22 protein-coding genes and 1 tRNA gene are annotated in these 23538 nt (G+C 70.4%); 20 read left to right on the top strand and 3 right to left on the bottom strand.

Annotation, left to right across the window (positions count from 1 at the left end):
• From ACJ73U_RS19310 to ACJ73U_RS19280, 7 genes are all read left to right on the top strand, one after another.
• Positions 1-939 (top strand): exopolyphosphatase (locus tag ACJ73U_RS19310; protein ID WP_407779046.1); only part of this gene is annotated, 939 nt, incomplete at its 5' end.
• A gap of 246 nt (positions 940-1185) precedes the next feature.
• A complete protein-coding gene (locus ACJ73U_RS19305; RefSeq protein WP_407779045.1) occupies positions 1186-2835 on the top strand; it encodes an ABC transporter substrate-binding protein in 1650 nt (549 codons plus the stop codon).
• A gap of 65 nt (positions 2836-2900) precedes the next feature.
• A complete protein-coding gene (locus ACJ73U_RS19300) occupies positions 2901-3827 on the top strand; it encodes an ABC transporter permease (protein ID WP_407779044.1) in 927 nt (308 codons plus the stop codon).
• Entirely contained in the window at positions 3820-4779 is a 960-nt protein-coding gene (locus ACJ73U_RS19295; protein WP_407779043.1) for an ABC transporter permease, read from the top strand. The genes ACJ73U_RS19300 and ACJ73U_RS19295 overlap by 8 nt, the downstream gene beginning before the upstream one ends.
• A gap of 3 nt (positions 4780-4782) precedes the next feature.
• Complete coding sequence (locus ACJ73U_RS19290) at positions 4783-5787, top strand: ABC transporter ATP-binding protein (protein WP_407779042.1); 1005 nt, start codon at positions 4783-4785, stop codon at positions 5785-5787.
• Positions 5780-6811, top strand: a complete 1032-nt coding sequence (locus ACJ73U_RS19285) for an ABC transporter ATP-binding protein (RefSeq protein WP_407779041.1) — start codon at positions 5780-5782, stop codon at positions 6809-6811. Before ACJ73U_RS19290 ends, ACJ73U_RS19285 begins: the two co-directional genes overlap by 8 nt.
• A 29-nt stretch (positions 6812-6840) precedes the next feature.
• Positions 6841-8556, top strand: a complete 1716-nt coding sequence (locus ACJ73U_RS19280) for a S8 family peptidase (RefSeq protein WP_407779040.1) — start codon at positions 6841-6843, stop codon at positions 8554-8556.
• A 50-nt stretch (positions 8557-8606) separates the two neighbouring features.
• Here the strand turns inward: ACJ73U_RS19280 and ACJ73U_RS19275 are convergent, their stop codons facing one another.
• Together ACJ73U_RS19275 and ACJ73U_RS19270 are read right to left on the bottom strand one after the other, a co-directional pair.
• A complete protein-coding gene (locus ACJ73U_RS19275) occupies positions 8607-9743 on the bottom strand; it encodes a carboxypeptidase-like regulatory domain-containing protein (RefSeq protein ID WP_407779039.1) in 1137 nt (378 codons plus the stop codon).
• A gap of 61 nt (positions 9744-9804) precedes the next feature.
• Positions 9805-11268, bottom strand: coding sequence for a S10 family peptidase (locus ACJ73U_RS19270; protein WP_407779038.1), 1464 nt, complete (start codon positions 11266-11268; stop codon positions 9805-9807).
• A gap of 116 nt (positions 11269-11384) precedes the next feature.
• Between ACJ73U_RS19270 and ACJ73U_RS19265 the strand changes: the two genes are divergently transcribed.
• From ACJ73U_RS19265 to ACJ73U_RS19205, 13 genes are all read left to right on the top strand, one after another.
• Positions 11385-12077, top strand: a complete 693-nt coding sequence (locus ACJ73U_RS19265; protein ID WP_407779037.1) for a uracil-DNA glycosylase — start codon at positions 11385-11387, stop codon at positions 12075-12077.
• 732 nt (positions 12078-12809) lie between these two features.
• A complete protein-coding gene (locus ACJ73U_RS19260) occupies positions 12810-13463 on the top strand; it encodes a DUF4129 domain-containing protein (RefSeq protein ID WP_407779036.1) in 654 nt (217 codons plus the stop codon).
• The gene (locus ACJ73U_RS19255; RefSeq protein ID WP_407779035.1) at positions 13460-13912 is read left to right on the top strand and encodes a hypothetical protein; all 453 of its coding nucleotides are present in this window, start codon (positions 13460-13462) and stop codon (positions 13910-13912) included. Before ACJ73U_RS19260 ends, ACJ73U_RS19255 begins: the two co-directional genes overlap by 4 nt.
• Positions 13906-14874 carry an AAA family ATPase gene (locus ACJ73U_RS19250; protein ID WP_407779034.1) on the top strand — a complete coding sequence of 323 codons (969 nt, stop codon included), beginning with the start codon at positions 13906-13908 and terminating at the stop codon, positions 14872-14874. Before ACJ73U_RS19255 ends, ACJ73U_RS19250 begins: the two co-directional genes overlap by 7 nt.
• Positions 14871-16262, top strand: a complete 1392-nt coding sequence (locus ACJ73U_RS19245; RefSeq protein WP_407779033.1) for a DUF58 domain-containing protein — start codon at positions 14871-14873, stop codon at positions 16260-16262. Before ACJ73U_RS19250 ends, ACJ73U_RS19245 begins: the two co-directional genes overlap by 4 nt.
• Before the next feature lie 595 nt (positions 16263-16857).
• The gene (locus ACJ73U_RS19240; RefSeq protein WP_407779032.1) at positions 16858-17373 is read left to right on the top strand and encodes a hypothetical protein; all 516 of its coding nucleotides are present in this window, start codon (positions 16858-16860) and stop codon (positions 17371-17373) included.
• Positions 17374-17437: 64 nt separating this feature from the next.
• Positions 17438-18763: an NAD(P)/FAD-dependent oxidoreductase gene (locus ACJ73U_RS19235; RefSeq protein ID WP_407779031.1), complete on the top strand. Its 1326-nt coding sequence runs from the start codon at positions 17438-17440 to the stop codon at positions 18761-18763.
• A gap of 142 nt (positions 18764-18905) precedes the next feature.
• Positions 18906-18979, top strand: a tRNA-Leu gene (locus tag ACJ73U_RS19230).
• A 254-nt stretch (positions 18980-19233) separates the two neighbouring features.
• Positions 19234-19569 carry an ArsR/SmtB family transcription factor gene (locus ACJ73U_RS19225; RefSeq protein WP_407779047.1) on the top strand — a complete coding sequence of 112 codons (336 nt, stop codon included), beginning with the start codon at positions 19234-19236 and terminating at the stop codon, positions 19567-19569.
• Positions 19562-20026 carry an SRPBCC domain-containing protein gene (locus ACJ73U_RS19220; protein ID WP_407779030.1) on the top strand — a complete coding sequence of 155 codons (465 nt, stop codon included), beginning with the start codon at positions 19562-19564 and terminating at the stop codon, positions 20024-20026. The genes ACJ73U_RS19225 and ACJ73U_RS19220 overlap by 8 nt, the downstream gene beginning before the upstream one ends.
• Positions 20023-20679 (top strand): DUF899 domain-containing protein, encoded by a 657-nt coding sequence (locus ACJ73U_RS19215; protein WP_407779029.1) that lies wholly within the window; start codon positions 20023-20025, stop codon positions 20677-20679. Before ACJ73U_RS19220 ends, ACJ73U_RS19215 begins: the two co-directional genes overlap by 4 nt.
• Positions 20680-20720: 41 nt before the next feature.
• Positions 20721-21527: an alpha/beta fold hydrolase gene (locus ACJ73U_RS19210; protein ID WP_407779028.1), complete on the top strand. Its 807-nt coding sequence runs from the start codon at positions 20721-20723 to the stop codon at positions 21525-21527.
• 34 nt (positions 21528-21561) lie between these two features.
• The gene (locus ACJ73U_RS19205; RefSeq protein WP_407779027.1) at positions 21562-21978 is read left to right on the top strand and encodes a PPOX class F420-dependent oxidoreductase; all 417 of its coding nucleotides are present in this window, start codon (positions 21562-21564) and stop codon (positions 21976-21978) included.
• A gap of 747 nt (positions 21979-22725) precedes the next feature.
• Here ACJ73U_RS19205 and ACJ73U_RS19200 read toward each other — a convergent pair.
• Positions 22726-23538: hypothetical protein (locus ACJ73U_RS19200; RefSeq protein WP_407779026.1), on the bottom strand; the 813-nt coding region annotated here is incomplete at its 5' end.

Below are 23538 nucleotides of genomic sequence, written 5' to 3'. Positions count from 1 at the left end.
TGCGGGACCAACTCCATCCGTCTGCTGGTCGCGGACCTGACCGAGCACGACGGGGACGGGGCGGGCAGCGCACACCTCCGCGACGTGCACCGGGAGATGCGGATCGTCCGGCTGGGCGAGGGCGTGGACGCGACCAAGCGGCTCTCGGTCGCCGCACTCGCGCGGACCAGGGACGCCCTGGCCGACTACGCCATGATCTGCCGCCGCAAGGGTGCCGAGCGCGTCCGCATGGTGGCCACCTCCGCCACCCGGGACGCCACCAACCGCGACGAGTTCTTCGCCATGACGCGCGACGTCCTGGGCGTCGAGGCCGAGGTGATCTCCGGCGACGAGGAGGCACGCCTGTCCTTCACCGGCGCGGTCGGCGACCTCGACCCGGAGGACGGGCCGTTCGTCGTCACCGACATCGGCGGCGGCTCGACCGAACTGGTCGTCGGCACGTGGGACGGGCGGCGGGCCGAGGTGACCGGCGCCCTGTCCACCGACATCGGCTGCGTGCGGATCACCGAGCGGTGCCTGCCGAGCGACCCGCCGACCGACGCGGAGATCGAGAAGGCGCGGGAGTTCGCCGCGGACACGCTCCAGCCCGCGTTCGACGCGGTGCCGGTGGCCGGCGCCCGGACCTGGATCGGCGTCGCCGGGACGATCACCACGATATCCGCCGTCGCGCAGGGGTTGGCGGAGTACGACTCCGAACGCACGCACCTGTCCCGCCTTTCGCGGGCCGAGATCAGCCGAACGGCGCAGCGGCTCCTCGGCGCGACGAAAGAGGAACGTGCGGCCAATTCAGTTATCCATCCGGGCCGCGTCGACATCATCGGCGGGGGCGCGTTGATCACCGAGGTGCTCGCGGACCGGCTCGCCGAAACCGCCGGCATCGAGGAGCTGCTGGTCTCCGAGCACGACATTCTCGACGGGATCGCGCTTTCCCTGCGCTGACGAACTGTTTGCTTTCCGGCAATTCCCGCGGCCCGACCGAAACCAACCGGTAGCTCGTTGTCACAGGCACGTTTCGCAGCGCCCGGCTCGGTGCCGTTGGTCAGGATTGTGATTTCTTTGTGACACCCGGGTGGCTGGCCGGTCGTTCCGCTGCCGCTAACGTCCTGTCAACGTTCTGGGCACACCAGGCCCGGGGCGAAGCACGCGGGCGGCGGACCGCAGGGGTTTTTAGCTGGAGGAAAACCCATGCGCAGACGACGCCTGTTCGCTGCCGCCGCGATGCCATTGGCCGTGACGCTCGCCATCACCAGTTGTAGTGGCAGCGGTGCCGGTGACGAACAGGGTGGCGGCAACGCGGACAAGACGAAGTCGGCGGTGATCACGGTCTTCGGGACCGAGCCAGAGCGCCCGCTCGTCCCGGGCGACACCAACGAGTCCGGCGGCAGCAAGATCATCGACGCGCTGTTCACCGGCCTGATGTACTTCGACCCGGCCTCCGGTGAGGCGAAGCTCGCCAACGCCGAGTCGTTCGACTTGACCGCGCCGGACGAGTACACGGTCAAGCTGAAGAAGGGCTGGAAGTTCCAGGACGGCACCGACGTCAAGGCGGACAACTACATCAGGGCCTGGAACTACACCGCCTACGGCCCGAACGCCCAGCAGATGGCGAGCTTCTTCAGCCAGATCCAGGGCTTCGACGACGTCTACACCGAGGATCCGGACGGCCCGGAGGGACCGCAGAAGGCCCCGACGCCGAAGGCGACGGAGATGTCCGGCCTGACGAAGGTGAACGACTACGAGTTCAGGATCAAGTTCTCGGCGCCGTACGCACTCTTCAAGATCAAGACCGGGTACGGGGCCTACATGCCGATGCCCGACTCGTTCTTCGCCGACCCGGAGGCGTGGAAGAAGAACCCGATCGGCGACGGCCCGTTCGAGTACGTCGGCCGCGTGCCGGACCAGAGCCTCGAGGTCCAGCGCTGGGACGGCTACCAGGGCCCGGACAAGCCGAAGATCAAGGGTGTGAAGTACGTCTTCACCGACCTGGACGCCGCGTACGCCGACGTCAAGGGCAACCAGCTCGACTTCCTGGACACCGTGCCGCCGCAGGGCATCGCCGGCAACGTGTGGCAGAGCGACCTGCCGGGACGTGCCAAGGCGTTCCGGGTCATGGCGATCCAGGAGATCTCGTTCCCGCTGTACGACCCGAAGTACAGCAGCGCCGACTTCCGGCACGCGATCTCGATGGCGATCAACCGGGAGCAGATCACCAAGACGATCTTCGAGGGCAACCGCAAGCCGCTCGACGGTTTCGCGCTGCGAGGGGTGCCCGGGTACCAGCCCGGCGCCTGCGGGAAGTGGTGCGAGTACAACCCGACCGAGGCGAAGAAGCTGTTCGACAGGTCGGGCTGGAAAGGGCCCATCGAGATCACCAGCAACGCCGACGGCGGCCACAAGGAGTGGATCGAGGCGGTGTGCGGCCAGCTCAAGGAGGCGCTCAAGACCGACTGCACCTTCGAACCGGTGCAGGCGTTCGGGCAGATCCGCCAGGCCATCAACGCCCGCCAGATGACCCAGATCTACCGGTCGGGCTGGGTCATGGACTACCCGTCGATCGAGAACTTCCTGAACCCGATCTTCCGCACCGGCGGCTCCGCCGACGACAACGGCTACTCCAACCCCGAGGTGGACGCCAAGCTCAAGGCTGCGGACGAGGAACCCGACCTGGGCAAGGCGAACGGCCTGTACCACCAGGCGGAAGTGCTGATCGCCAAGGACATGCCCGTCGTCCCGCTGTGGGAGACGCCGTCGGTCAGCGCCTGGTCGGACCGGCTGACCAACGTGCGGCTGACCCCGTCGCGTGAGTTGGACCTCTCCTACGTAGAGGTCAAGTAGACAAGCGGCTCGCGGGCCGGCTCCCCTCGCGGGAGCCGGCCCCCAGGGGTACTCGAGGAGTTCTCATGGGACGCTACGTCCTCCGCCGCCTGCTGCAGCTGGTCCCGGTCTTCATCGGCACCACCTTCATCATCTTCGTCCTGGTGTGGGCGGTGCCGGGTGACCCGTTCACCGGCCTGTGCGGCGACCGGCCGTGCCCGCCGCAGTTCGTCGCGGCGATGACCGAGAAGTACAACCTCAACGACAACGTCATAGTGCAGTACCTGAAGTACATGGGCGCGCTGCTCACCGGTGACTTCGGGCAGACCTACGCCGAGCAGTCGGTCGGCGAGCTGATCGCGCTCGCGGCGCCGGTGTCGATGCGCCTGGCCGTCGTCGCGGTGACCATCGAGGCGGTCATCGGCGTCAGCGCCGGCATCCTCACGGGCCTGCGCGGCCGGGGCTTCGTCGACAACCTGGTGCTGGTGTCGACGCTGTTCCTGATCGCGCTCCCCACGTTCGTGACCGGGTTCGTGATCCAGATCGTGCTCGGCTTCCAGTGGGGGATCCTCACGCCGACGGTCTCCGCCGAGGCGACCTGGGGCGAGCTGGTCATCCCCGGGTTCGTGCTCGGCAGCCTGTCCATGGCCTACGTCTCCCGGCTGACCAGGACGTCGATCGCGGAGAACAGTCGCGCGGACTACATGCGCACCGCACTCGCCAAGGGCCAGCCGAAGCGCCGGATCGTCGGCGTGCACCTGCTGCGCAACTCGGCGATCCCGGTGCTCACGTTCCTCGGCACCGACATCGGCAACCTGATGGGCGGCGCGATCGTCACCGAGGGCATCTTCGGCATCCACGGCGTCGGCAAGCTCGTGTTCGACGGGATCATCGACAAGCAGGGCACCATCGTCGTCGGTGTCGTCGTGCTGCTGGTGATCGTCTTCCTCGTGGTGAACCTGCTCATCGACCTCATGTACGCCGTACTCGACCCGAGGATCCGCTATGACTGACCCTTCCACGGCCACAGCCGGGACCTCGGCAGCCGAGGGCGCCGCCTACGTGACCGCCGCCGAGCACCAGGAGACCCGGTCGGGCAGGCCACGCAGCCTCTGGTCGGACGCGTGGCACGACCTGCGGCGCGGACCGCTGTTCATCGTCGCGACCGCGGTGATCCTCCTGCTGGTGGTCGTCGCGCTCTTCCCCGGCTGGTTCACCTCGGTGGACCCGAACCACCAGGACCTGGACTTCTCCCGGCAGCCGCCGTCGGGCGCGGCCTGGTTCGGCTACGACCTGCAGGGCCGCGACGTGTACGCCCGCGTCATCTACGGCACACGCTGGACCCTGCTCGTCGGCGTGGCGGCGAGCGTGCTGACGGTGCTGATCGGCGCCTTCTTCGGCATCCTCGCCGGCTACTTCGGCGGCTGGGTCGACGGGCTGGTCTCCCGTGTCGGCGAGATCTTCTTCGGGCTGCCGTTCGTGCTCGGCGCGATCGTGATCCTCAACCTGGTCCGCAACGCGCAGATCCGGGGCGCGCTGCCGATCGTGTTCGCGGTGGTGGCCTCGATCGCCGTGCTGTCGTGGCCGGTGGCCATGCGCATCATGCGGTCGGCGGCCATCGCGGCGAAGCAGCAGGACTACGTGAAGGCGGCCCGCGCCCTGGGCGCCCGCCCGAGCCGGATCATCTTCCGGCACCTGCTGCCGAACTGCCTGGCACCCGTCCTCGTGTACGGGACCATCGCGCTCGGCGCGTTCATCGGGGCCGAGGCCACGCTGTCCTTCCTCGGCATCGGCCTGCGCGACCCGGCCGTGTCCTGGGGCGTGATGATCTCCGACGCACGCAACTACGTGCGGGTGGCGCCGCACATGCTGCTGTTCCCCGCCGGCTTCCTGACCGTGACCGTCCTGGCGTTCGTGATGCTGGGCGACGCGGTCCGCGAGGCCCTCGACCCGAAGCTGAGGTGAGACATGGCCGAGAGCTATGCGCCCGAGGCACGCCTGCTGGAGGTCGAGGACCTCTTCGTGGAGTTCCGCACGCGGGACGGCGTGGCGAAGGTGCTCAACGGCGTGACCTACCACGTGAACGCCGGCGAGACCCTGGCGGTGCTGGGCGAGTCCGGGTCGGGCAAGAGCGTGACCGCGCAGGCGATCATGGGCATCCTCGACACGCCGCCGGCGGTCGTCACCGGCGGCGAGATCCGCTACCACGGCGAGAACCTGCTGGCGGTGAGCGAGGAGCGGCGCAACGACGTCCGCGCGGAGGGCATCGCGATCATCTTCCAGGACGCGCTGTCCGCGCTGAACCCGGTGTACACGGTGGGGTTCCAGATCGAGGAGCAGCTGCGGGTGCGGCTCGGGATGTCCCGCAGGGACGCCCGGACCCGTGCGGTCGAGCTGCTCGACCTGGTCCGGATCCCCAACGCGGCGGGGCGGGTGCGGCAGTACCCGCACGAGTTCTCCGGCGGCATGCGGCAGCGCGCGATGATCGCGATGTCGCTGGCGCTGGACCCGGAGGTGCTGATCGCGGACGAGCCCACGACCGCGCTCGACGTCACCGTGCAGGCCCAGATCATGGACCTGCTCAAGGAGATCCAGGTCGAGCGGGAGATGGGGCTCGTCCTCATCACGCACGACCTGGGCGTGGTGGCGGAGGTCGCGGACCGGATCGCGGTGATGTACGCGGGGCGGATCGTGGAGCACGCGGACGCGGTGTCGCTGTACCGCAACCCGGGCCACCCGTACACGGCGGCGCTGATGGACTCGCTGCCCCGGCTGGACCAGAAGGGTTCGACGCTCAACACCATCAAGGGGTTGCCGCCGAGCCTGCTCGCCATCCCGCCGGGCTGCCCGTTCCACCCGCGCTGCCCGATGGCGACCGACCGGTGCCCGGCGGAGGTGCCGGCCGACCACGGGCTCGGGTTCGGGCGGACGTCGAAGTGCCACTACGCCGAGGAGCTGGTCAGCCGTGTCTGAGCGGAGCTTGCGGAGCGAAAGGTCAGGCACTGAGCCGATCCTCGAAGTTCGTGACCTGGTCAAGTACTTCCCGGTCCGCGTGGGCGTGTTGTTCAAGCACACCATCGGGCAGGTACGTGCCGTCGACGGCGTCTCGTTCGACCTCCACAGGGGCGAGACGCTCGGCGTGGTCGGCGAGTCCGGCTGCGGCAAGTCCACGCTCGCGCAGGTGCTGATGCGCCTGGAGCCGCCGACCAGCGGCACCGCCCGCTTCCAGGGCAGGGACATCTTCACCATGCGCGGGGCGGAGCTGCGCAAGCTGCGGCGCAGCATCCAGATCGTGCTGCAGGACCCGTACACCTCGCTCAACCCGAGGATGACCGTCGGCGACATCGTGGGTGAGCCATTCGAGATTCACCCGGAAGTGGCGCCGAAAGGTTCACGGGCGGGCAAGGTCCGGGAGCTGCTGGACGTCGTCGGGCTCAACCCGGAGCACCTCAACCGCTACCCCCACCAGTTCTCCGGCGGGCAGCGGCAGCGCATCGGGATCGCCCGGGCGCTGGCACTGCGCCCGGACGTCATCATCTGCGACGAGCCGGTGTCCGCACTGGACGTCTCGATCCAGGCCCAGGTGATGAACCTGTTGGGAGAGCTGCAGTCCGAGTTCGGACTGTCCTATGTGTTCATCGCGCACGACCTGTCCGTGGTGCGGCACCTGTCGGACCGGGTGGCGGTCATGTACCTCGGCAGGACGGTGGAGATCGGCACCGAGGACGAGATCTACAACCACCCCACCCACCCCTACACGCAGGCGCTGCTCTCGGCCGTGCCGGTACCCGATCCGACCATGCGCGGGCAGCGGCAGGTCATTCGCCTCGAGGGTGACGTTCCGAGTCCGGTGGATCCACCATCCGGGTGTCGTTTCCGCACCAGGTGTTGGAAGGCACGCGACATCTGTGCCTCTGAGGTGCCGGAACTGGCCGTCAGGGTGGGGGAGCACCCGAGTGCGTGCCACTTCGCTGAGGAAAGATCGGTCGTGCCTTGACACCGGTCGTCCTTGGCGAGGAGGAGTGCGTGAAACTGAAGATCGTGCTGGCCGTGGCGGTGGCAGGGGCCGCCGCGGTCGGCGTGCCCGCGGCCGCTGACCCCGCGCCGCCCGAGCTGTCCGGCAGGACGGTGGAGTACAGCGTCCTGGCCCGGGAGGGCGTGGACGTCGGCGTGGTCGAGTCGGCCGTGCGGACCGCGGGCGGCACGGTCACCGACGGCAACGCGGCCGTGGGCCTGCTGACCGCGGCCGCGCCGGAGAACGGCTTCGCCGACCGGCTTTCCCACGCGCGGGGCGTGCTGTACGTCAGCCGCACCGTCGCGATCGGACACTCGCCGGCCGAGCGGTCCGCGGTGGACCAGGACGCCGTCGAGAAGGAGCACCACGCGGACGGCGGCGGACCCGGCCGCGGCCGGCCGGCACCCGCCGGCATGGACCCGCTCGACGGGCAGCTGTGGGGTCTCACGTCCGTCCACTCCGACCTCGCGCGCACCGTGCAGCCGGGCGACAGGCGGGTGAAGGTCGGCGTCCTCGACACCGGCGTCGACGGCTCGCACCCGGACATCGCGCCGAACTTCGACGCGGGCCTGTCCCGCAACTTCACCCACGACATCCCGGTCGACGAGAACGGCAGGACCGTCGACGGGCCGTGCGAGTTCCAGGGCTGCGTCGACCCGCCGAACTGGGACGACGGCGGTCACGGCACCCACGTGGCCGGCACGATCGCCGCGGCCGCCAACGGTTTCGGCGTCTCCGGTGTCGCACCGCGGGTGTCCATCGTGAACATCCGTGCCGGGCAGGACTCGGGTTCGTTCTTCCTGCAGCCGGTCGTGGACGCGCTCACCTACGCCGGTGACGCGGGCCTCGACGTGGTCAACATGTCGTTCTTCGTCGACCCGTGGCTGTACAACTGCCAGGACAACCCGGCGGACACGCCGGAGCAGCAGACGCAGCAGCGGATCACCGTCACCGCCATGACCCGCGCGCTGAACTACGCGCACGGCAAGGGCGTCACGATGGTGGCCTCGCTGGGCAACGAGCACGAGGACAGCGGCGCCCCGCACGACGACGACACGAGCCCGAACTTCCCCGTCGGCACCACGCACCACCGCGTCATCGACAACTCGTCGTGCCTGGTGATGCCGGTCGAGGGCCCGCACACGATCGGTGTCTCGGCCTACGGCCCGTCCGGCGCCAAGGCGGACTACTCCAGCTACGGCCTGGAACACATCTCGGTGTCCGCGCCCGGCGGCTACTACCGCGACTACTTCGGGACACCGGCGTTCCAGACGAACGAGAACCTGATCCTGTCGGCGTACCCGAGGAACGTCGGCGTCGCCGAGGGCACGATCAACCCGGTGACGGGCGCGGTCACCCCGACCGGCGCGAGGCTGGGTGTGCAGAAGGCGTGCCGCGGCGACATGTGCGGCTACTACCAGTTCCTGCAGGGCACGTCGATGGCGTCCCCGCACGCGACGGGCGTCGCGGCGCTGATCGTGTCGGAGTACGGCCGGTTCACCGACCGCGGCGTGACCATGGACCCGGACGACGTGCGGCGGGTCCTGGAGGGCACGGCGTTCAAGCGCCCGTGCCCGACGCCGAGGACGGTCGACTACTCAGACGAGGGCCGCGACGCCTCGTTCACGGCGACCTGCCAGGGCAGCAAGGAGTTCAACGGCTTCTACGGCCACGGCAGCGTGGACGCCTGGTCCGCGGTCACGAACGGGGCGCAGTTCCTCCGCTGAATGCCCTGAGGTCGCCCCTGGGGACGTCGACGTGCCCAGGGGCGACCGGGTCAGGTCAGCTTGCGGCGGCGGGTGAACAGGAGGGCGCCGGTGCCCAGCAGGAGGGCGAACACGCCCGCGAGGCCCGGCAGGACCAGGTTCGCGCCGGTGTGGGCCAGGCCTGGCGTGCTGCTGCCCCGCGGCGCGGGCGGGTTGGTGGTCGGCGTGCCGGCGCCCGTGCAGTTCGGCGGCTGCGCGAGGTCGGGGTTGTCGTGGTCGTCCTCCCACACCTGGACGACGTAGTAGTCGTTGTCCCGGTTGGCGATCACGTCCACCGGCACGTGGTTGCCGTACTTGAAGAACCAGTGCGCCGACGGCGGCACCACGTACAGCTCGTACCGCCCGACCGGTAGCTGCCCCAGCGAGAAACGACCGGCCGCGTCGCTCGTGCCCTCGGCGACGACCGGGCAGCCCTTCCTGGTCAGGAGCACGCGGAAGCCGGCCCGTGACGGCGCGGGGTCGTTGTTGGTGATCTCGCCGGAGAACTCGGCGAGCCGGCCCGGCACCGCCGCCTCGGCGCGTGCTCGCGGGTTGGCGCCGTAGTCCACACCGGACTGTGCGAACGCGCAGTCGACCCGCACGTAGCCGACGTCGGCGGCCGGCGCCGGCATGGCCTCGTAGACCTCGACGGCCTTGGTGGCACCGCCCGGGATGGTCACGCCGTCCCCCGCCAGCGCACCCCAGCCCTTCCCCTCGCCGGTGAGGTTCGGCTCGGACCCGCCGTGCTCGCAGACCGCGACGATGCCGGTCAGCGCCATGTTGTCCTTGTTGGTCAGCCGCACGCGGACCGTGGGGATCTCGTCCGCCCGGTAGGTGTTCTTGTTGAACTCCATCGTGACGGCCAGCACGGCGTTCAGCGGCCTGGCCGGCACACCGTCCACATCGGACTCCGAGGTCGTCGGGACGGGGGAGGACCCGTCGCTCGACGGTGGCGTCTCCGTCTCCGACGGGGGCGCCGCCGGTTGCGACGACGGCGGCTCCGCCGGCCCGGACGCAGATGTCGACGGCGGCTGTGCGGGTCCGGACGTCGGCGGCGCGGACGGGTCCGTCGGGTCGGCGGTGGCCGCGGCGGTGACCGTGGCCAGGCCCAGCAGTGTGGCGGTGACTGCCAGGCCCAGCCTGGTCAACGGGCTGTTCGGAGAACGCACACTGATCACCTCGGTTGGTAGTGCTCCCGAGGTGCACGCTCTCGCGCCGCGTTCGGTTGCCTCAGCGGTTGGACGCGGCCTGGACGAACGCGGCGATGTCCTTGGACTGCTGGAGCCGCGACGGCTCGTGCGCGTACATCATGTGGCCGGCCTCGTAGTAGGCGACCTCGATGTTGTCCCGCAGCTCGGCCGGGAGCTGGAGGTGCGCGAGCACGTGCTCGGTCGCGAAGTACGGCGTGGCGCCGTCGAGGTAGCCCGACGCGACGTGCACCTTGAGGTACGGGTTGGCCCGCATCGCGGCGGCGAGCTTGTCGGCGACCGTCACGTGGGCGTTCTCGAACTCCTTGAACGACCAGTTCTCGCCCGTCGACTCGCTGATCACCTCGTAGGGCAGGTCGTTCGGGTACTCCAGCTCCGCGCGGACGTAGTGGTTGAGCGCGGCCGCGTACGCACCGGTCAGCGCGGTGAAGGACGGGTCGTTCTCCCAGTGCTCGCGGCCGTAGTCCGGGTCCCAGCCGGTGAACCGGCCGTCCAGGCGGCCGACGGTCTGGCGGCGGTGGCGCAGGACCTCGGTGTAGAAGCGGACGTGCTCGACACGCATGTCGACGCGGTCGATGAAGTCCTCGGACAACCCGGTGAGCGAGGCCAGCCTCGTGACCGTCGCGGCCCGGTCCTCGGCGGAGAGCCGGTGCCCCTGCGCCAGCGCCCACGGGTAGTCGCGGGCGGCGAACTCCTCGGCCTCGGTCAGCACGTCGGCGAGCGGGCGGTCGCCGAGCAGGCCGTGGTAGTGGGCGATCGCCGCGTAGGTGGGCAGGAAGGTCGCGTAGGGCAGGTCGTTGCCCTTGGTGAAGTCGAGCGAGCCGAAGTCGAGCACGGCGGAGATCAGGACGATCCCGTTGAGGTACAGGCCGTGCCGGTGCTGCAGGTGGTATGCGAGCCCACCGGCGCGGGTCGTGCCGTAGGACTCCCCGGCGAGGAACTTCGGCGACAGCCAGCGCCCGTTGCGGGTCGTCCACAGCCGGATCACCTCGCCGACGGACTCGATGTCGCCCTTGAACCCGTGGTAGTCACCGGGTTTCTCGTTCGCGGCGGCCCGCGAGTACCCGGTGCCGACGGGGTCGATGAACACGAGGTCGCTGTGCTCGAGCAGGGACTCGGGGTTGTCGACGAGGCCGTAGGGCGGCGGCGCGAGGTCACCGGCGTCCCCGGACACCACGCGGCGCGGCCCGAGCAGCCCGAGGTGGAGCCAGACGCTGGAGGAGCCGGGGCCGCCGTTGAACGCGAAGGTGACGGGCCGCTGCGTGGGGTCGGCGTCGTCGAGGGTGTATGCGGTGAGGAAGACCTCGGCCTTGGGCAGGTGCCCGTCGAACTTGCCGTCGGTGAGCACCTCCTTGCGCAGCACGAGCCGGCCGGTGGTAGCGGTGTAGTTCAGCTTGCGGCGCGTGACCGTGAGCGTGTGGGACGTGGTGACGAGGTCGTCGGTCGGTTCTGGCGCCTTGGTCTCTTCGCCGGTGGTGTCTGCCATGCGGGGGACATTACGACTTTGGCATGCTGGACCGCGTGAGCGGAGCCTGCGGAGCGGATCATCGGGCACCACGACTGTCGCCTGGCCTGGCGGAGCGTGCGAGGCGAGGCTCAGTCGTGAACGCCCTGGCCGAGCTGGATCAGCAGGTGACGACGTGCCGGCGCTGCCCCCGCCTGGTCGCCTGGCGCGAGGAGGTGGCCCGCGTCAAGCGCGCGTCCTTCGCGGACTGGGACTACTGGGGTCGCCCGGTCCCCGGCTTCGGCCCCGCGGACGCGGCCATGGCGATCGTCGGCCTGGCCCCCGCGGCCCACGGCGCGAACCGCACGGGCCGCATGTTCACCGGCGACCGCTCCGGCGACGTGCTCTACGCCGCACTGCACGCGGTGGGCCTCGCGTCCCAGCCCACGGCGGTCTCCCGCGACGACGGCCTGTCGCTGTACGGCGTGCGCGTCACCGCCCCGGTGAAGTGCGCCCCACCGGAGAACAAGCCGACCCCCACCGAGCGGGACAACTGCCGCCCATGGCTGGCGTCCGAACTGGCCCTGCTCGCCCCGACGCTCAAGGTGATCGTGGTGCTCGGCGCGTTCGGCTGGCAGGCCCTGCTGCCGGTGCTGTCGACGGCGGGGTGGCGCATTCCGGTGCCCCGGCCCAAGTTCGGCCACGGTGTGGTGGTCCCGCTGGAGGGCCCGGCGCCGCTGACGCTGCTGGGCTGCTACCACGTGAGCCAGCAGAACACCTTCACGGGCAAACTGACCCCGGCCATGCTGGAAGCCGTCCTGACCGAGGCCAAGACCGTGGCGGGACTCTGAAGCAGCCTCACCGTCGATGGTTCGCGTACGAGAGTCCCATTCGCTCACACCGATCGGCTGAAAGCTGTCCACAGGCGCCGACGACCAGGCGTTTTGTCGGCACGTGCCGGTAGAATGGGACCGGGGCCGCCCCCGGGATGGGGTGGGGGCTGTCCGCAACCATCTGGGCGCGCGTTGATCAAGAAACAGTGAGGCCAGGAGAGTCGCCGCCGCGGCCCTCGTCGATGCGGGCCACGATGGCGAGACCTCTGCCGCTCCTCGACATCGACGGCGTGCCCAGCCCGTGGGCGGCGAAGGCCCGCCCTCCCGGTTACCTCGCGCACCGGTGGCGCCGTCGTCAGGCCTGGCTCCAACCGAACCACGGACCCCGCGCTGCGTGGCCTCGCCGAGCGGACCGGGGTCGAGCTGGCCCGGGCCACGAACTGGTCGCACGACGCCAACGCCACCGACGACGCCGCGTTCAGGCTGCCGCCGCTGCGGGTGGTCGGGTTCGCCGGTCCGCGCAGTCGGCGGTTCGGTTACGGGCGGCCGATCGCCTGGCTGGACGACGGCTTCGGCCTTCGGCGAGGGAGCGCTTCCTCGCCAGGCGTGACCTGCCGACGCTCCTCGCCCCCGTCGATCCCGCAGCCGGCCTGACCGGCGACGAGCTGGCCGCCGTCGAGTGGTGGCTGTAGGTCTCGATCCGGACAAGGATGTTCGCGCGGATGAGGGCGGTCCGGCATGCTGACTCGGATGAGGGGTTCCCGGTTGGCCATGGGGGTGGCCGTCGCCGCGTTTCTCCTGCTCGGCGTGCTCGTCGCGCGTGGGGATTCTGGGGTGCCCGGCGGTGCGCACAACCTGCACATCGACCCGGGGCTGCCCTACGTCCCCCTGCAGGGGGGCAGCGGGTCCGGCAGCGGCATGCAGTACTCGGTCAACGACCCGGCACTGTTCGCGCGGGTCGTCATCGGGATCGCGGCGGTCATGGTCCTGCTCGCCGTCGTGCTGTCCGTGCTTTCCTGGCTGCGGATCCGGCGCCGCGTCGGCGGCGGCGTCAACGTCCCCGTCGACTCGGGCGACGGCACCGTCGACACCGTCATGCGGCTGCGGCTCAAGGACGCCGTCGCGCACGCACGTGACCTGCTCACCCGTGCCGGCGGCGAGCCACGGGACGCCGTCATCCGTGCCTGGGCCACCCTCGAGAACGCCACCGAGCACGGGCGCGCACCGCACCAGACCGCCACCGAGTTCACGGTTTCCCTGCTGGCGAAGGAAACCACCGACGAGGCCGCCCTGGACGAGCTGCGCACGCTCTACCACCGCGCCCGCTTCGGCCACGACAGCGGTGAACGCGAGGCCGAGCAGGCCAGGACCGCCCTCGACCGCATCCTCGCCACGATCCGATGAGCAACGTCCGCCTCACCCTGCTCGCCGTCGTCGTCGCCGCGGCCACCGTCGTGGTGGCGCTCTACGCCGTCAACGTCCCGCTCCAGTGGGCCATCCTCATGGCACTGCCCGCCGCCGCGGTCGCCCTCGCCGGCGGGCTGCTCGCCGGCACGTTCGACGCGGACTGGACGCCCGAGCCCGACCCGCCCACGGCGAGCGTGAGCCTGCACGCGAGCTTCCTCACCGAGCGCCTCGAGCGCGCCACCCTCGACCAGTACCGCTTCACCTCACGCGTCCAGCCCCGCCTGCGCCGCATCGCGCGCGCGGCGGTCGGCCAGGACCTGAACACACCGGAAGCCAGGGAGAGGCTGGGCCCCGAGCTGCACCACCTGCTCACCGCCCACGACGCCCAGCTGCCGCCACCGAAGACGTTCGCCACACTCATGCGCCGCCTGGAGGAACTGTGCTGACCACCACCGACATCCGTGCCGAGGCGAACGCCGTGCTGAGCGCCGTCGGCGAGGTCGTCGTCGGGCGGGACCGGACGCTGCGGCTCGCGCTCGCCGCGGTGCTCGCCGGCGGGCACGTGCTGTTCGAGGACGTGCCCGGCCTCGGCAAGACACTCATGGCCCGCAGCCTCGCCCAGGCGCTCGGCCTGGAGTTCCGCCGCATCCAGTGCACCCCCGACCTGCAGCCCGCCGACATCACCGGCTCGTTCATCTACGACCCGGCCGAGCGCGAGTTCAGCTTCCGCGAGGGGCCGGTGTTCACCGGCCTGCTGCTCGCGGACGAGATCAACCGCACGCCGCCGAAGACGCAGGCCGCGCTGCTGGAGGCCATGCAGGAGCGGCAGGTCACGGTCGAGGGCCGCACCTTCGGCCTGCCCCGGCCGTTCCACGTGCTGGCCACGTCGAACCCGATCGAGTACGAGGGCACCTACCCGCTGCCGGAGGCGCAGCTCGACCGCTTCCTGCTGCGGCTGGACGTCGGCTACCCGCCGCCCGACGAGGAGGCCGAGGTGCTGCGCCGCCGCCTCGCCCGGCAGCGCGAGCAGACCGAGCTGTCGGCGGTCATCGACGCCACCCGGCTCGCGGACCTGCAGGCCGCGCTCGAACGGGTCGGCGTGGACGAGGACGTGCTGCGGTACTGCGTCGACCTCGCCGGCGCCACCCGCACGCACCGCGCGGTCGAGATCGGCGCGTCGCCCCGAGGCTCGCAGGCGTTGCTGCTGGTCGCGCGGGCACTGGCGGTGCTCGACGGCCGCGAGTACGTGCTGCCGGAGGACGTGAAGGAGTGCGCCGTCGCCGCGCTCGCGCACCGGCTGACGATGCGGGCCGAGACGTGGAGCTCCGGCGTGACCGGTGTCCAGGTGGTGACCGAGCTGCTCGGCCAGGTCCCCGGTCCCGCGACGACCCTGCCGGACACGCCGTGACCGCACCCGACAGGGTCGACCAGATCGTGGCCGTGGGTGCCAGGAACCGGGTCAGCACCTGGTTCGAGACCCGTCGCAAGGTCCGCACCGAGGGGTGGCGGCGGACCGACGCGCTCGTCCGCGCGGTCGTCTGCGGGCTCGGCCTCGTGGTCGTCGGCGTGCTCCTGCACCGGCTGGAACTGGTGCTGATCGGCATGCCGTTGGTGATCGGCCTGCTGCTGGTGAAACCGCCGACCGGCACGCCGACCGTGGTGTCCCGCCCGTACCCCGAGGCCGACGACGCCGACCGCGAGGCCACCATCGGAGTGTCCGTCGCACCCGGCGACGGGGCGGTGCTCGCCGCCCTGCGCATGCCGAGGCCCGGCACGCCGGGGACGGGCCCGGTGCACCTGCTGCCGGCGGTCACCGGCGACGTGCGGACGGTCGTGACGTGGCAGTCCTGGGGTCACGGCATCTACCTGCGGCCGGACTACCTGTTCGCGAGCCACGACGGGCTGTACCTGTTCGGCCCGGTCGTCGGCACCGTCGCGCACCACACCGTGCTGCCGCCGATCGACCCGCTGCCGCCCGGCCCGCTGCCGCCGCGTGCCGCCGGCCTGGTCGGCGCGCACCGGTCCGCCCGACCGGGCGACGGCATGGAACTGCGGGACATCCGTGCCTTCCAGGCCGGCGACCGCCTCCGCCGCGTCGACTGGCGGGTGTCCCTGCGAGCCGCTGCCGCCCGCGGCGGTGAGCTCGCCCCCGACACCCTGCACGTCCGCGAACGTCACGCCGAGGCCGATGCCGACCTCGTGCTCGCGCTGGACAGCCGCCTCGACGTGGACGAGGAGGTGGGGGAGTGGAACGCGCAGTCGGTGGGCGCCGAGGTCCGGCCCGGCGGAAGCCTGGACGTCGGCGCGCGAGCGGTGATCAGCCTGGCCGCGACGTTCCTGCGGCAGGGCGACCGGGTCGGGCTCGTCGACCTCGGCCACCCGCGCGGCGGTGTGCCGGTCGGTTCGGGCCACAGGCACCTGCAACGGATGCGCCACCAGCTGGTGGGCGCCGCGCGCCGGGTGGCGGGCAGCGGCGACCCGGTGCTGAACCTGGCACAGGTCCCACCGGGCGCGACGGTGGTGGTGCTGTCCCCGTTCCTCGACGACAAGGTGGTGGACCTGGTCGTCCACACCGTTCGACGCGGCCGGCTCGTGATGGCCGTGGACCTGCTGCCGACGGACCTGCACCCGGACCGCACCACGCCATGGGGACCGGCGGTGGTGTCGGTGCTGCGGGCCGAGCACCGGGTGCGGGTACGAGCGCTGGAGGAACACGGCGTGCCGGTACTCCGCTGGGAGACCGGCGCCCCGATCGCCGCCCTCCTGCGCACGGCCAGAAGAAGGCGACGGGCATGACGACCCCGCACACAGCGCGCGACCAAAAATGTCGGTCCTTCCCGGTAGCGTTGAAATCGGGGGACCCCCTGGTGCACGAGTGGGACTTTCGTTCGGGTTGGGTGGGTGGACTTGTCGCCGGTTGCCGTTTGAGCGGCGGTGGCTGTCGGTGCTGCCGGGTAGCGTTGAAATCGGGGGACCCCCCGGCGCACCAGTGGGACTTTCGCTCGGGTTGGGCGGGTGAAGTTGATGCCGGTTGCCGTTCGGCCAGGCATGGCTGTCGGTCCTTCCCGGTAGCGTTGAATCCGGGGGACCCCCTGGTGCACGAGTGGGACTTTCGTTCGGGTCGGGTGGGTGGACTTGTCGCCGGTTGCCGTTCGGGCGGCCGTGGCTGTCGGTGCTGCTGCGTAGTGTTGAAATCGGGGGACCCCCGGGCGCACGAGTGGGACTTTCGCTCGGGTTGGGTGGGTGGTCTCGTCGCCGGTTGCCGTTTGAGCGGCGGTGGCTGTCGGTGCTGCCGGGTAGCGTTGAAATCGGGGGACCCCCCGGCGCACCAGTGGGACTTTCGTGCGGATGAGCAGGTCAGTGGGGTTGGTTCGGTCTGGGGGTGGTGCGGGTGAGCGCCGGTGACGGGTTGGTCGTCGGGCGGGGGGTGCCGGCGTTCCTGTTGCGGGTTGTGATCCTCGTGGTCGGGGGTGCGATCGTGCTGGTGCCGCTTCGGGAGGGGGCCACGGTCGGCACGCTCCTGATCCTGTTGCCGGCCGTGCTGGCGTCGGCCTACGCGCCCGCCTCGCCGGCGCCGGCCGGGGTGGTCGTGACGGCCGCCGTGCTCGTCGCGGTCGTGGACGGGGCTCCGTTGCGAGCCGAGGTGCTGGTGCTCGTGCCGCTGGTCCACCTGTTCCACATCACCTGCGGGATCGCCGGGGCGATGCCGGCCGCCGGGCAGGTGCACCTGCGTGCCCTGCGTGCTCCCGCACTGCGGTTCCTGCTGGTCCAGGCGGTGATGGCGGCCCTCGTCCTGCTGGTCGGGGTGTTGCCCGCCGGCCGGAACTCGCCGCTGGTCGAGGCTGTCGCCCTGGTGGGGCTCGCGGGGGTCGCGGGTGTGATCGTGTGGCTCCAGCGTGTGAAGTGAGCGTTAAGCCACACCTGAGGTGGGGGGACGGGCGTGCTCAGCGAGAAGGTGACACCATGAACATATGGGTCGAGGACTTTCGCAACCGAAGCGAATCGTGATATTGGGCGGCGGCTATGTCGGCCTCTACACCGCGTTGGGCCTGCAGCGGAAGCTGAAGGGCAACGAGGCGTCCGTGACCGTCATCGACCCGCAGCCCCACATGACCTACCAGCCTTTCCTCCCCGAGGCGGCGGCCGGCGCCATCGAGCCGCGGCACGTCGTCGTCCCGCTGCGGCGGGCGCTGAAGCGCTGCCACGTGCTGACCGCGCGTGCCACCAAAATCAGCCACGCGAACCGGTGCGTCGAGATCGAGGCGCCCGACGGCCACCAAGAGCAGGTGGAGTACGACGTCCTCGTCGTCGCGCTCGGGTCGGTGGCCCGGCTGATGCCGATCCCGGGGCTCGCCGAGCAGGGCATCGCGTTCAAGACGATCGGTGAGGCCATCTACCTCCGCAACCACGTGATGTCCAAACTGGACGCCGCGTCGACCACACGCGACCCCGAGCTGCGGCGCAAGCTGCTGACGTTCACGTTCGTCGGCGGTGGGTTCGCCGGCATCGAGGCGCTGGCCGAGCTCGAGGACATGGCGCGCTTCGCCACCCGCTACTACGACGGCATCGAGCCGTCGGACATGCGCTGGGTGCTCGTCGAGGCCGCCGGCCGGATCCTGCCGGAGGTGCGCGAGAGCCTCGGCGCCTACACGGTGCTGCAGCTGGAGAAGCGCGGCATCGAGGTGTACCTCTCGACGCTCGCCAAGTCGTTCGAGGACGGGCACGTGGTGCTCTCGGACGGCACCGAGTTCGACAGCGACACGATCGTGTGGACCGCCGGCGTCAAGGCCAACCCGGTGCTGGCCACTTCGGACCTGCCGCTCGACGAGCGCGGCCGGCTGAAGGCGACCGCCGCACTCCAGGTCGAGGGCCTGTCGGACGTGTGGACCGCCGGTGACAACGCCGCCGTGCCGGACCTGTCGCGGCGTGACGAGGACCCGAACGCGCTGTGCGCGCCCAACGCCCAGCACGCGGTGCGGCAGGCCAAACAGCTGGCCAAGAACATCGTGGCCGTGCTGCGCGGTCAGGAGCCCGAGGACTACTACCACAAGAACGTGGGCTCGGTCGCGAGCCTCGGCCTGCACAAGGGCGTCGCGGACGTCTACAACCGCAAGGCCAAGGGCTTCGTCGCGTGGGGCATGCACCGCGCGTACCACGTCTCGCGCGTCCCGACGTTCAACCGAAAATTCCGGGTAGTAGCCGACTGGCTACTGAGTGGACTGTTACGACGTGAGGTCATCTCCATGGGCCAGATCAACAATCCACGTGCCGAGTTCGACCGCGTGTCACGAAGCTGACATAACGATTTCGGATACACCGATCGGTAGCCTTATCCAGCCCAGTGTGGATGGCGCCAACCGGCGTATCGCGGCTTGGGCCAGCGGAGGGATTTTCCGAAAACCCTCCCGTGGCGACATGATCTCGTCCTAGGCTGCGGCTGCCCCCGTAGCCCAACTGGCAGAGGCAGCCCCCTTAAAAGGGGTGGAGTGCCGGTTCGAATCCGGTCGGGGGCACAACAGGCATCGTTTCTGACCGTTCTCGGCGACTCCCAGCAATTGCTTTGACACGCAGTGTGAGAACGATTCCATGTCCATTCGTGGAATCGTTTGTGTTAACGCAGGTGAGCGTCGAACTCGACACGCTGAATACACACTCGATCGCGTTCCGCGACGAAAAAGCGCCTGCCCAACTCCACGGTGTTGACTGCCCGTGGGGGCAGAGGCTATGTTCAACCAGTCGGTTAAATAACTAGATGGTTGAGTACGACATGGCAGTGGACCAGCTCAGTACGACCTTCGCCGCGTTGGCCGATCCGACGCGGCGGGCGATCCTGGCGCGGCTCGCGAGGGGGGAGGCTTCGGTCACCGAACTGGCCGAGCCCTTCGCCATGAGCCTGCCGGCGGTCTCCAAGCACCTGAAGGTCCTGGAGAACGCCGGGCTCATCACCCGCGGCCGCACCGCGCAGTGGCGGCCGTGCCGGCTGGAGGCGGCGCCGCTGCGGCAGGCCACCGACTGGCTCGCCGAGTACCGCCGGTTCTGGGAGGACGGCTTCGACCGTCTGGACCAACACCTCCGCGACCTCCAGAAGGGACACGATGACTGACCTCGACCTCACGATCACCCGCGTGTTCGACGCTCCGCGCGAACTGGTCTTCGAGGTCTGGACGAACCCCGACCAACTCGCGAAGTGGTTCGGCCCCACCGGGTTCACCGCCGAGGCCTGCACGGTCAAGCTGGCCGAGGGTGGCCAGTGGCGGGCCTGCATCCGCAACAGCGCCGAGGGCGTCGAGCGCTGGGTGGGCGGGGTCTACCACGAGATCGACCGCCCGGCGCGGCTCGCCTTCAGCTTCGCCTGGGAGGAGCCGAAGGGGACGCCGGGCCACGACACGCTCGTCACGATCACCTTCGACGACCGCGACGGCAAGACCGAGATGACGTTCCACCAGGCGATCTTCGAGTCCGTCGAGGACCGCGACGGCCACCAGGACGGCTGGCGCTCGACCTTCGACGACCTCAACGCCTGTCTCGCCACGCTCACGAACCGAGGAGACAACACATGACCACGACGACCATGCCGCAGGTGGTTTCGGCCCAGGAGTGGGCCCGGGCCCGCGAGGCGTTGCTGACCAGGGAGAAGGCCGCGTTGAAGGCCCTCGACGCGGTCAACGCCGAGCGCAGGCGGCTGCCGATGGTCCGCTGGGACAAGCCGTACGTGTTCCACGGGCGCGACGGCGAGAAGTCCCTGCTCGACCTGTTCGAGGGCCGGCGCCAGCTGATCACCTACCACTTCATGCTGCACCCCGGCGACTCCCACCGCTGCCCCGGCTGCTCGCTGCTCGTCGACCACATGCCCACCCACCCCGAGCACCTGCACGCTCGCGACACCACCCTCGTGGTCACCGCGCCCGCACCGCTCGAGGAGAGCGAGCCGTACCGCGAGCGGATGGGCTGGACCGTGCCCTGGTACTCGACGTACGGCTCGGACTTCACCCAGGACAGTGGCGCGGGCACGCTCTTCGGCCTGAGCGTGTTCCTCCGCGAGGGCGACGACGTCTACCGGACCTACTTCACCTCCGGCCGCGGCGCTGACCTGCTGGTCACCACGCTGCGCTACCTCGACCTGACCCCGTTCGGGCGGCAGGAGGCCTGGGAGGAGTCCGGCCGCGGCAGCGACGGGCCGAGCAGTTGGTGGCGACTCCACGACGAGTACTGAGTTACTGTTAATCGCGGTAACACTCGTCGGGGAGGTGGCGCATGCCCATCGAGATCGCGTTCGAACGGCGTGGCAACGGCAGCCCGCTGGTGCTGCTGCACGGCATCGGTCACCGCTGGCAGGCGTGGGAGCCGGTGCTGGACGCGCTGTCCGCCGAGCACGACGTGATCGCGGTGGACCTGCCGGGCTTCGGCGCCTCGCCGCTGCTCCCCGAGGGCCGGGGCTACGACATGCCGAGCGCGGTCCAGGCCTGCGCGGACATCTTCGCGGACCTGGGCCTCGGGCGCCCGCACGTCGCCGGCAACTCCCTGGGCGGGGCGATCAGCCTGGAGCTGGCGTCCCGCGGGCTGGTGTCGTCGGCGACCGCGCTGGCGCCCGCCGGGTTCTGGACGGGGCGGGACCGGGAGTGGGCGCTGCGCGTGCTCACGCTGATCAGGGCGAGCGGCCGGTCACCCGAGTGGTTGCGGGCCGCGTTCGTCCGCAACCGGTACTTCCGGATGGCCGCCGGCTGCCTGCTCTACGGGCACCCGTCGCGGATGACCGCGGAGATCATGCTCGCGGACCTGCTGTCGATGGTGGGCGCGAAGGGCTTCGACCTGGTGGCGGAGGCCGGCCGGACGTACACGTTCGCCGGGCCGCCGCCGACCGTGCCGGTGAGTGTCGGGTGGGGGACCCGGGACCGGATCCTCTGGCCCCGGCAGGCGCGGCGCGCGGCGGCGTTGCTCCCCCGCGCCCGGCACCAGTGGCTCTACGGCGCGGGCCACGTGCCGATGATGGACGAGCCGGAGCAGGTGGCCGCGCTGATCCTGGGGACGTGCGCGGCCGCCGCCGCGGACCGGGCGGCTTGACCTCGATCCAGCTGGAGGTTGCAGAATCAGGGGCATGGAAGATCGCCTGCTGGCACTGCTCGCCGACCGCAACAACGGGGTCGTGGTCACGCTCAAACAGGACGGCCGCCCCCAACTGTCCAACGTGAGCTACGCGTTCGACCCCGCGCGGCGGACCATCCGCGTGTCGATCACGGACGGCCGCGCCAAGACGAAGAACCTGCGGCGCGACCCGCGGGTGAGCTTCTACGTGAGCGCGCCGGACTTCCGGTCCTACGTGGTGGCCGAGGGCTCGGCGGAGCTGACCCCCGTGGCGTCCACACCCGACGACGCGACGGTCGAGGAGCTGATCGAGGTGTACCGGTCGATCGCGGGCGAGCACCCCGACTGGGACGAGTACCGCGCCGCCATGGTCGCCGACCAACGGCTCGTCCTGCGGATCCCGGTGACCCGGGTGTACGGGATGGCCTGACGCGCTCACTCACGCGTATCGACGCGCGAACGGAAGACTTCGCGGGGAAGTTGTCCACAATCCGCGGGAAAGTTATCCAGAAGCAGGCTTGACCAGCGGTTTTGTCGGTGCCTGCCGGTAGAATGGGACCGGGGCCGGCCCCCCGGGATGGGTGGGGGCTGTTCTCAACCACTGAGGCCGGTTTCGGGCGAATTGAATTGGCGCCGTTGCCGGTTTCCCTGGGATCGCGCGTGATCTGACTGGAGCTGGGCTCGGCGCTGCCTTGGTGCCTTGGTGCCTCGGTGGCGCCTGCTGTGGCTGCCGCCTGCTGTGGGTTGCTCGGCGGCGCGGCCCGCAGCCGGCCCAACGCGCGGGAGCGCAGCGGGCCGAGGCTTCCGGCCGCCATGTCGAGTGCGCTGGCGCTGTGCTTGCTGGGCGCCTGCGGCTCCTCGACGTGGTGGCTGGCGAGCGTGGTGATTGCCGAGCGTTGTTGCCGCCAAGCGTTGCGACGCCGAGTGCTTGGACCGCGGAGCGCTTTGGATCGCGGAGCGTTGTGACCGCTGAGCGTGGTGGCTGGCGAGCGTGGTGATTGCCGAGTGTGGTGGCTGGCGAGTGTGGTGGCTGGCGAGTGTGGTGATTGCCGAGTGTTGCGACGCCAAGCGTTGCGACGCGAGCGCTTCGACAGCCGAGCGCTTTGGACCGCCGAGCGCTTTGGACCGCGGAGCGTTGCGACCGCCGAGCGTTGCGACCGGGGAGAGCTGTGGCTGTTCAGCGCTTCGCTGGTTGGCGCTTCGCGTCGCGTTGGGGTGGGACGCGCTTTGTCGGGGCGTCCGCCTGCTTCGCGTCGGTCTCGGCTGGCTTCGGGGTTTCCTCCGTCGGGGCGGGGGTGACCGCCGCCGTCTCGCCGTCGACCGGTTCCAGGAGGGACGAGCTCAGGTCCAGCAGTTCCTTCGTGTCGCGGAGGCGTTCGTTCAGTTGGTTGCGGACCATCGTCAGGCGTTGGACCTGCTCGGTCACCGCGGCCACGCGGCGGCGGGCTTCCTCGTCGGCTGCGGTCAGGCGGGCGACGGCCTCGCGTTCGCTCGCCGACTTCGCCTCCGCGATCTCCTTCTTCAGCGCCTCGCGTTTGGCGGTCATCGACTCCGAGAACTCGCGGTCGATGCGGATCCGGTCCTGCTCGGCGTCCTTGTCGATGGCCTCGCGCCGGCGTTCCGCCTCCGTGGTCATCCGTTCGACCTGCGCCTTCGCCGATGCCATCACCGACTTGTGGGTACGGGTCAGCTCGGTGTGCTGGTCGTCCAGGGCCGCGAGCAGGTCCTTGTAGCGGTCGCGCAGCGCCGACGCCGCCTCCTCGGCTGCCTTCCACGTCTGCTCGGCCGCCACGCGGGCCCGGGACGTCACCTCCGCGGCCTGGGACTTGGCCACGGACAGCAGTCGCGTCGCGCTTTCCTCGTCGCTCTGGGCCTCGAGGCGTTCGGTCAGTGCGGCGATCTCGCGGCGGGCGATCTCCAGCTCGCCCCGCAGCTCGGCCACCTGTTCGCGGGCCTCGTCACGCTCGGTGGCCGCCTGCGTGGCGGCCTC

This window comes from Actinophytocola sp. (assembly GCF_045807065.1).
Classification (GTDB): domain Bacteria; phylum Actinomycetota; class Actinomycetes; order Mycobacteriales; family Pseudonocardiaceae; genus Actinophytocola.
The sequence above is the reverse complement of the archived record's forward strand: the minus strand, read 5'-3'. Positions and strand labels throughout refer to the sequence as shown.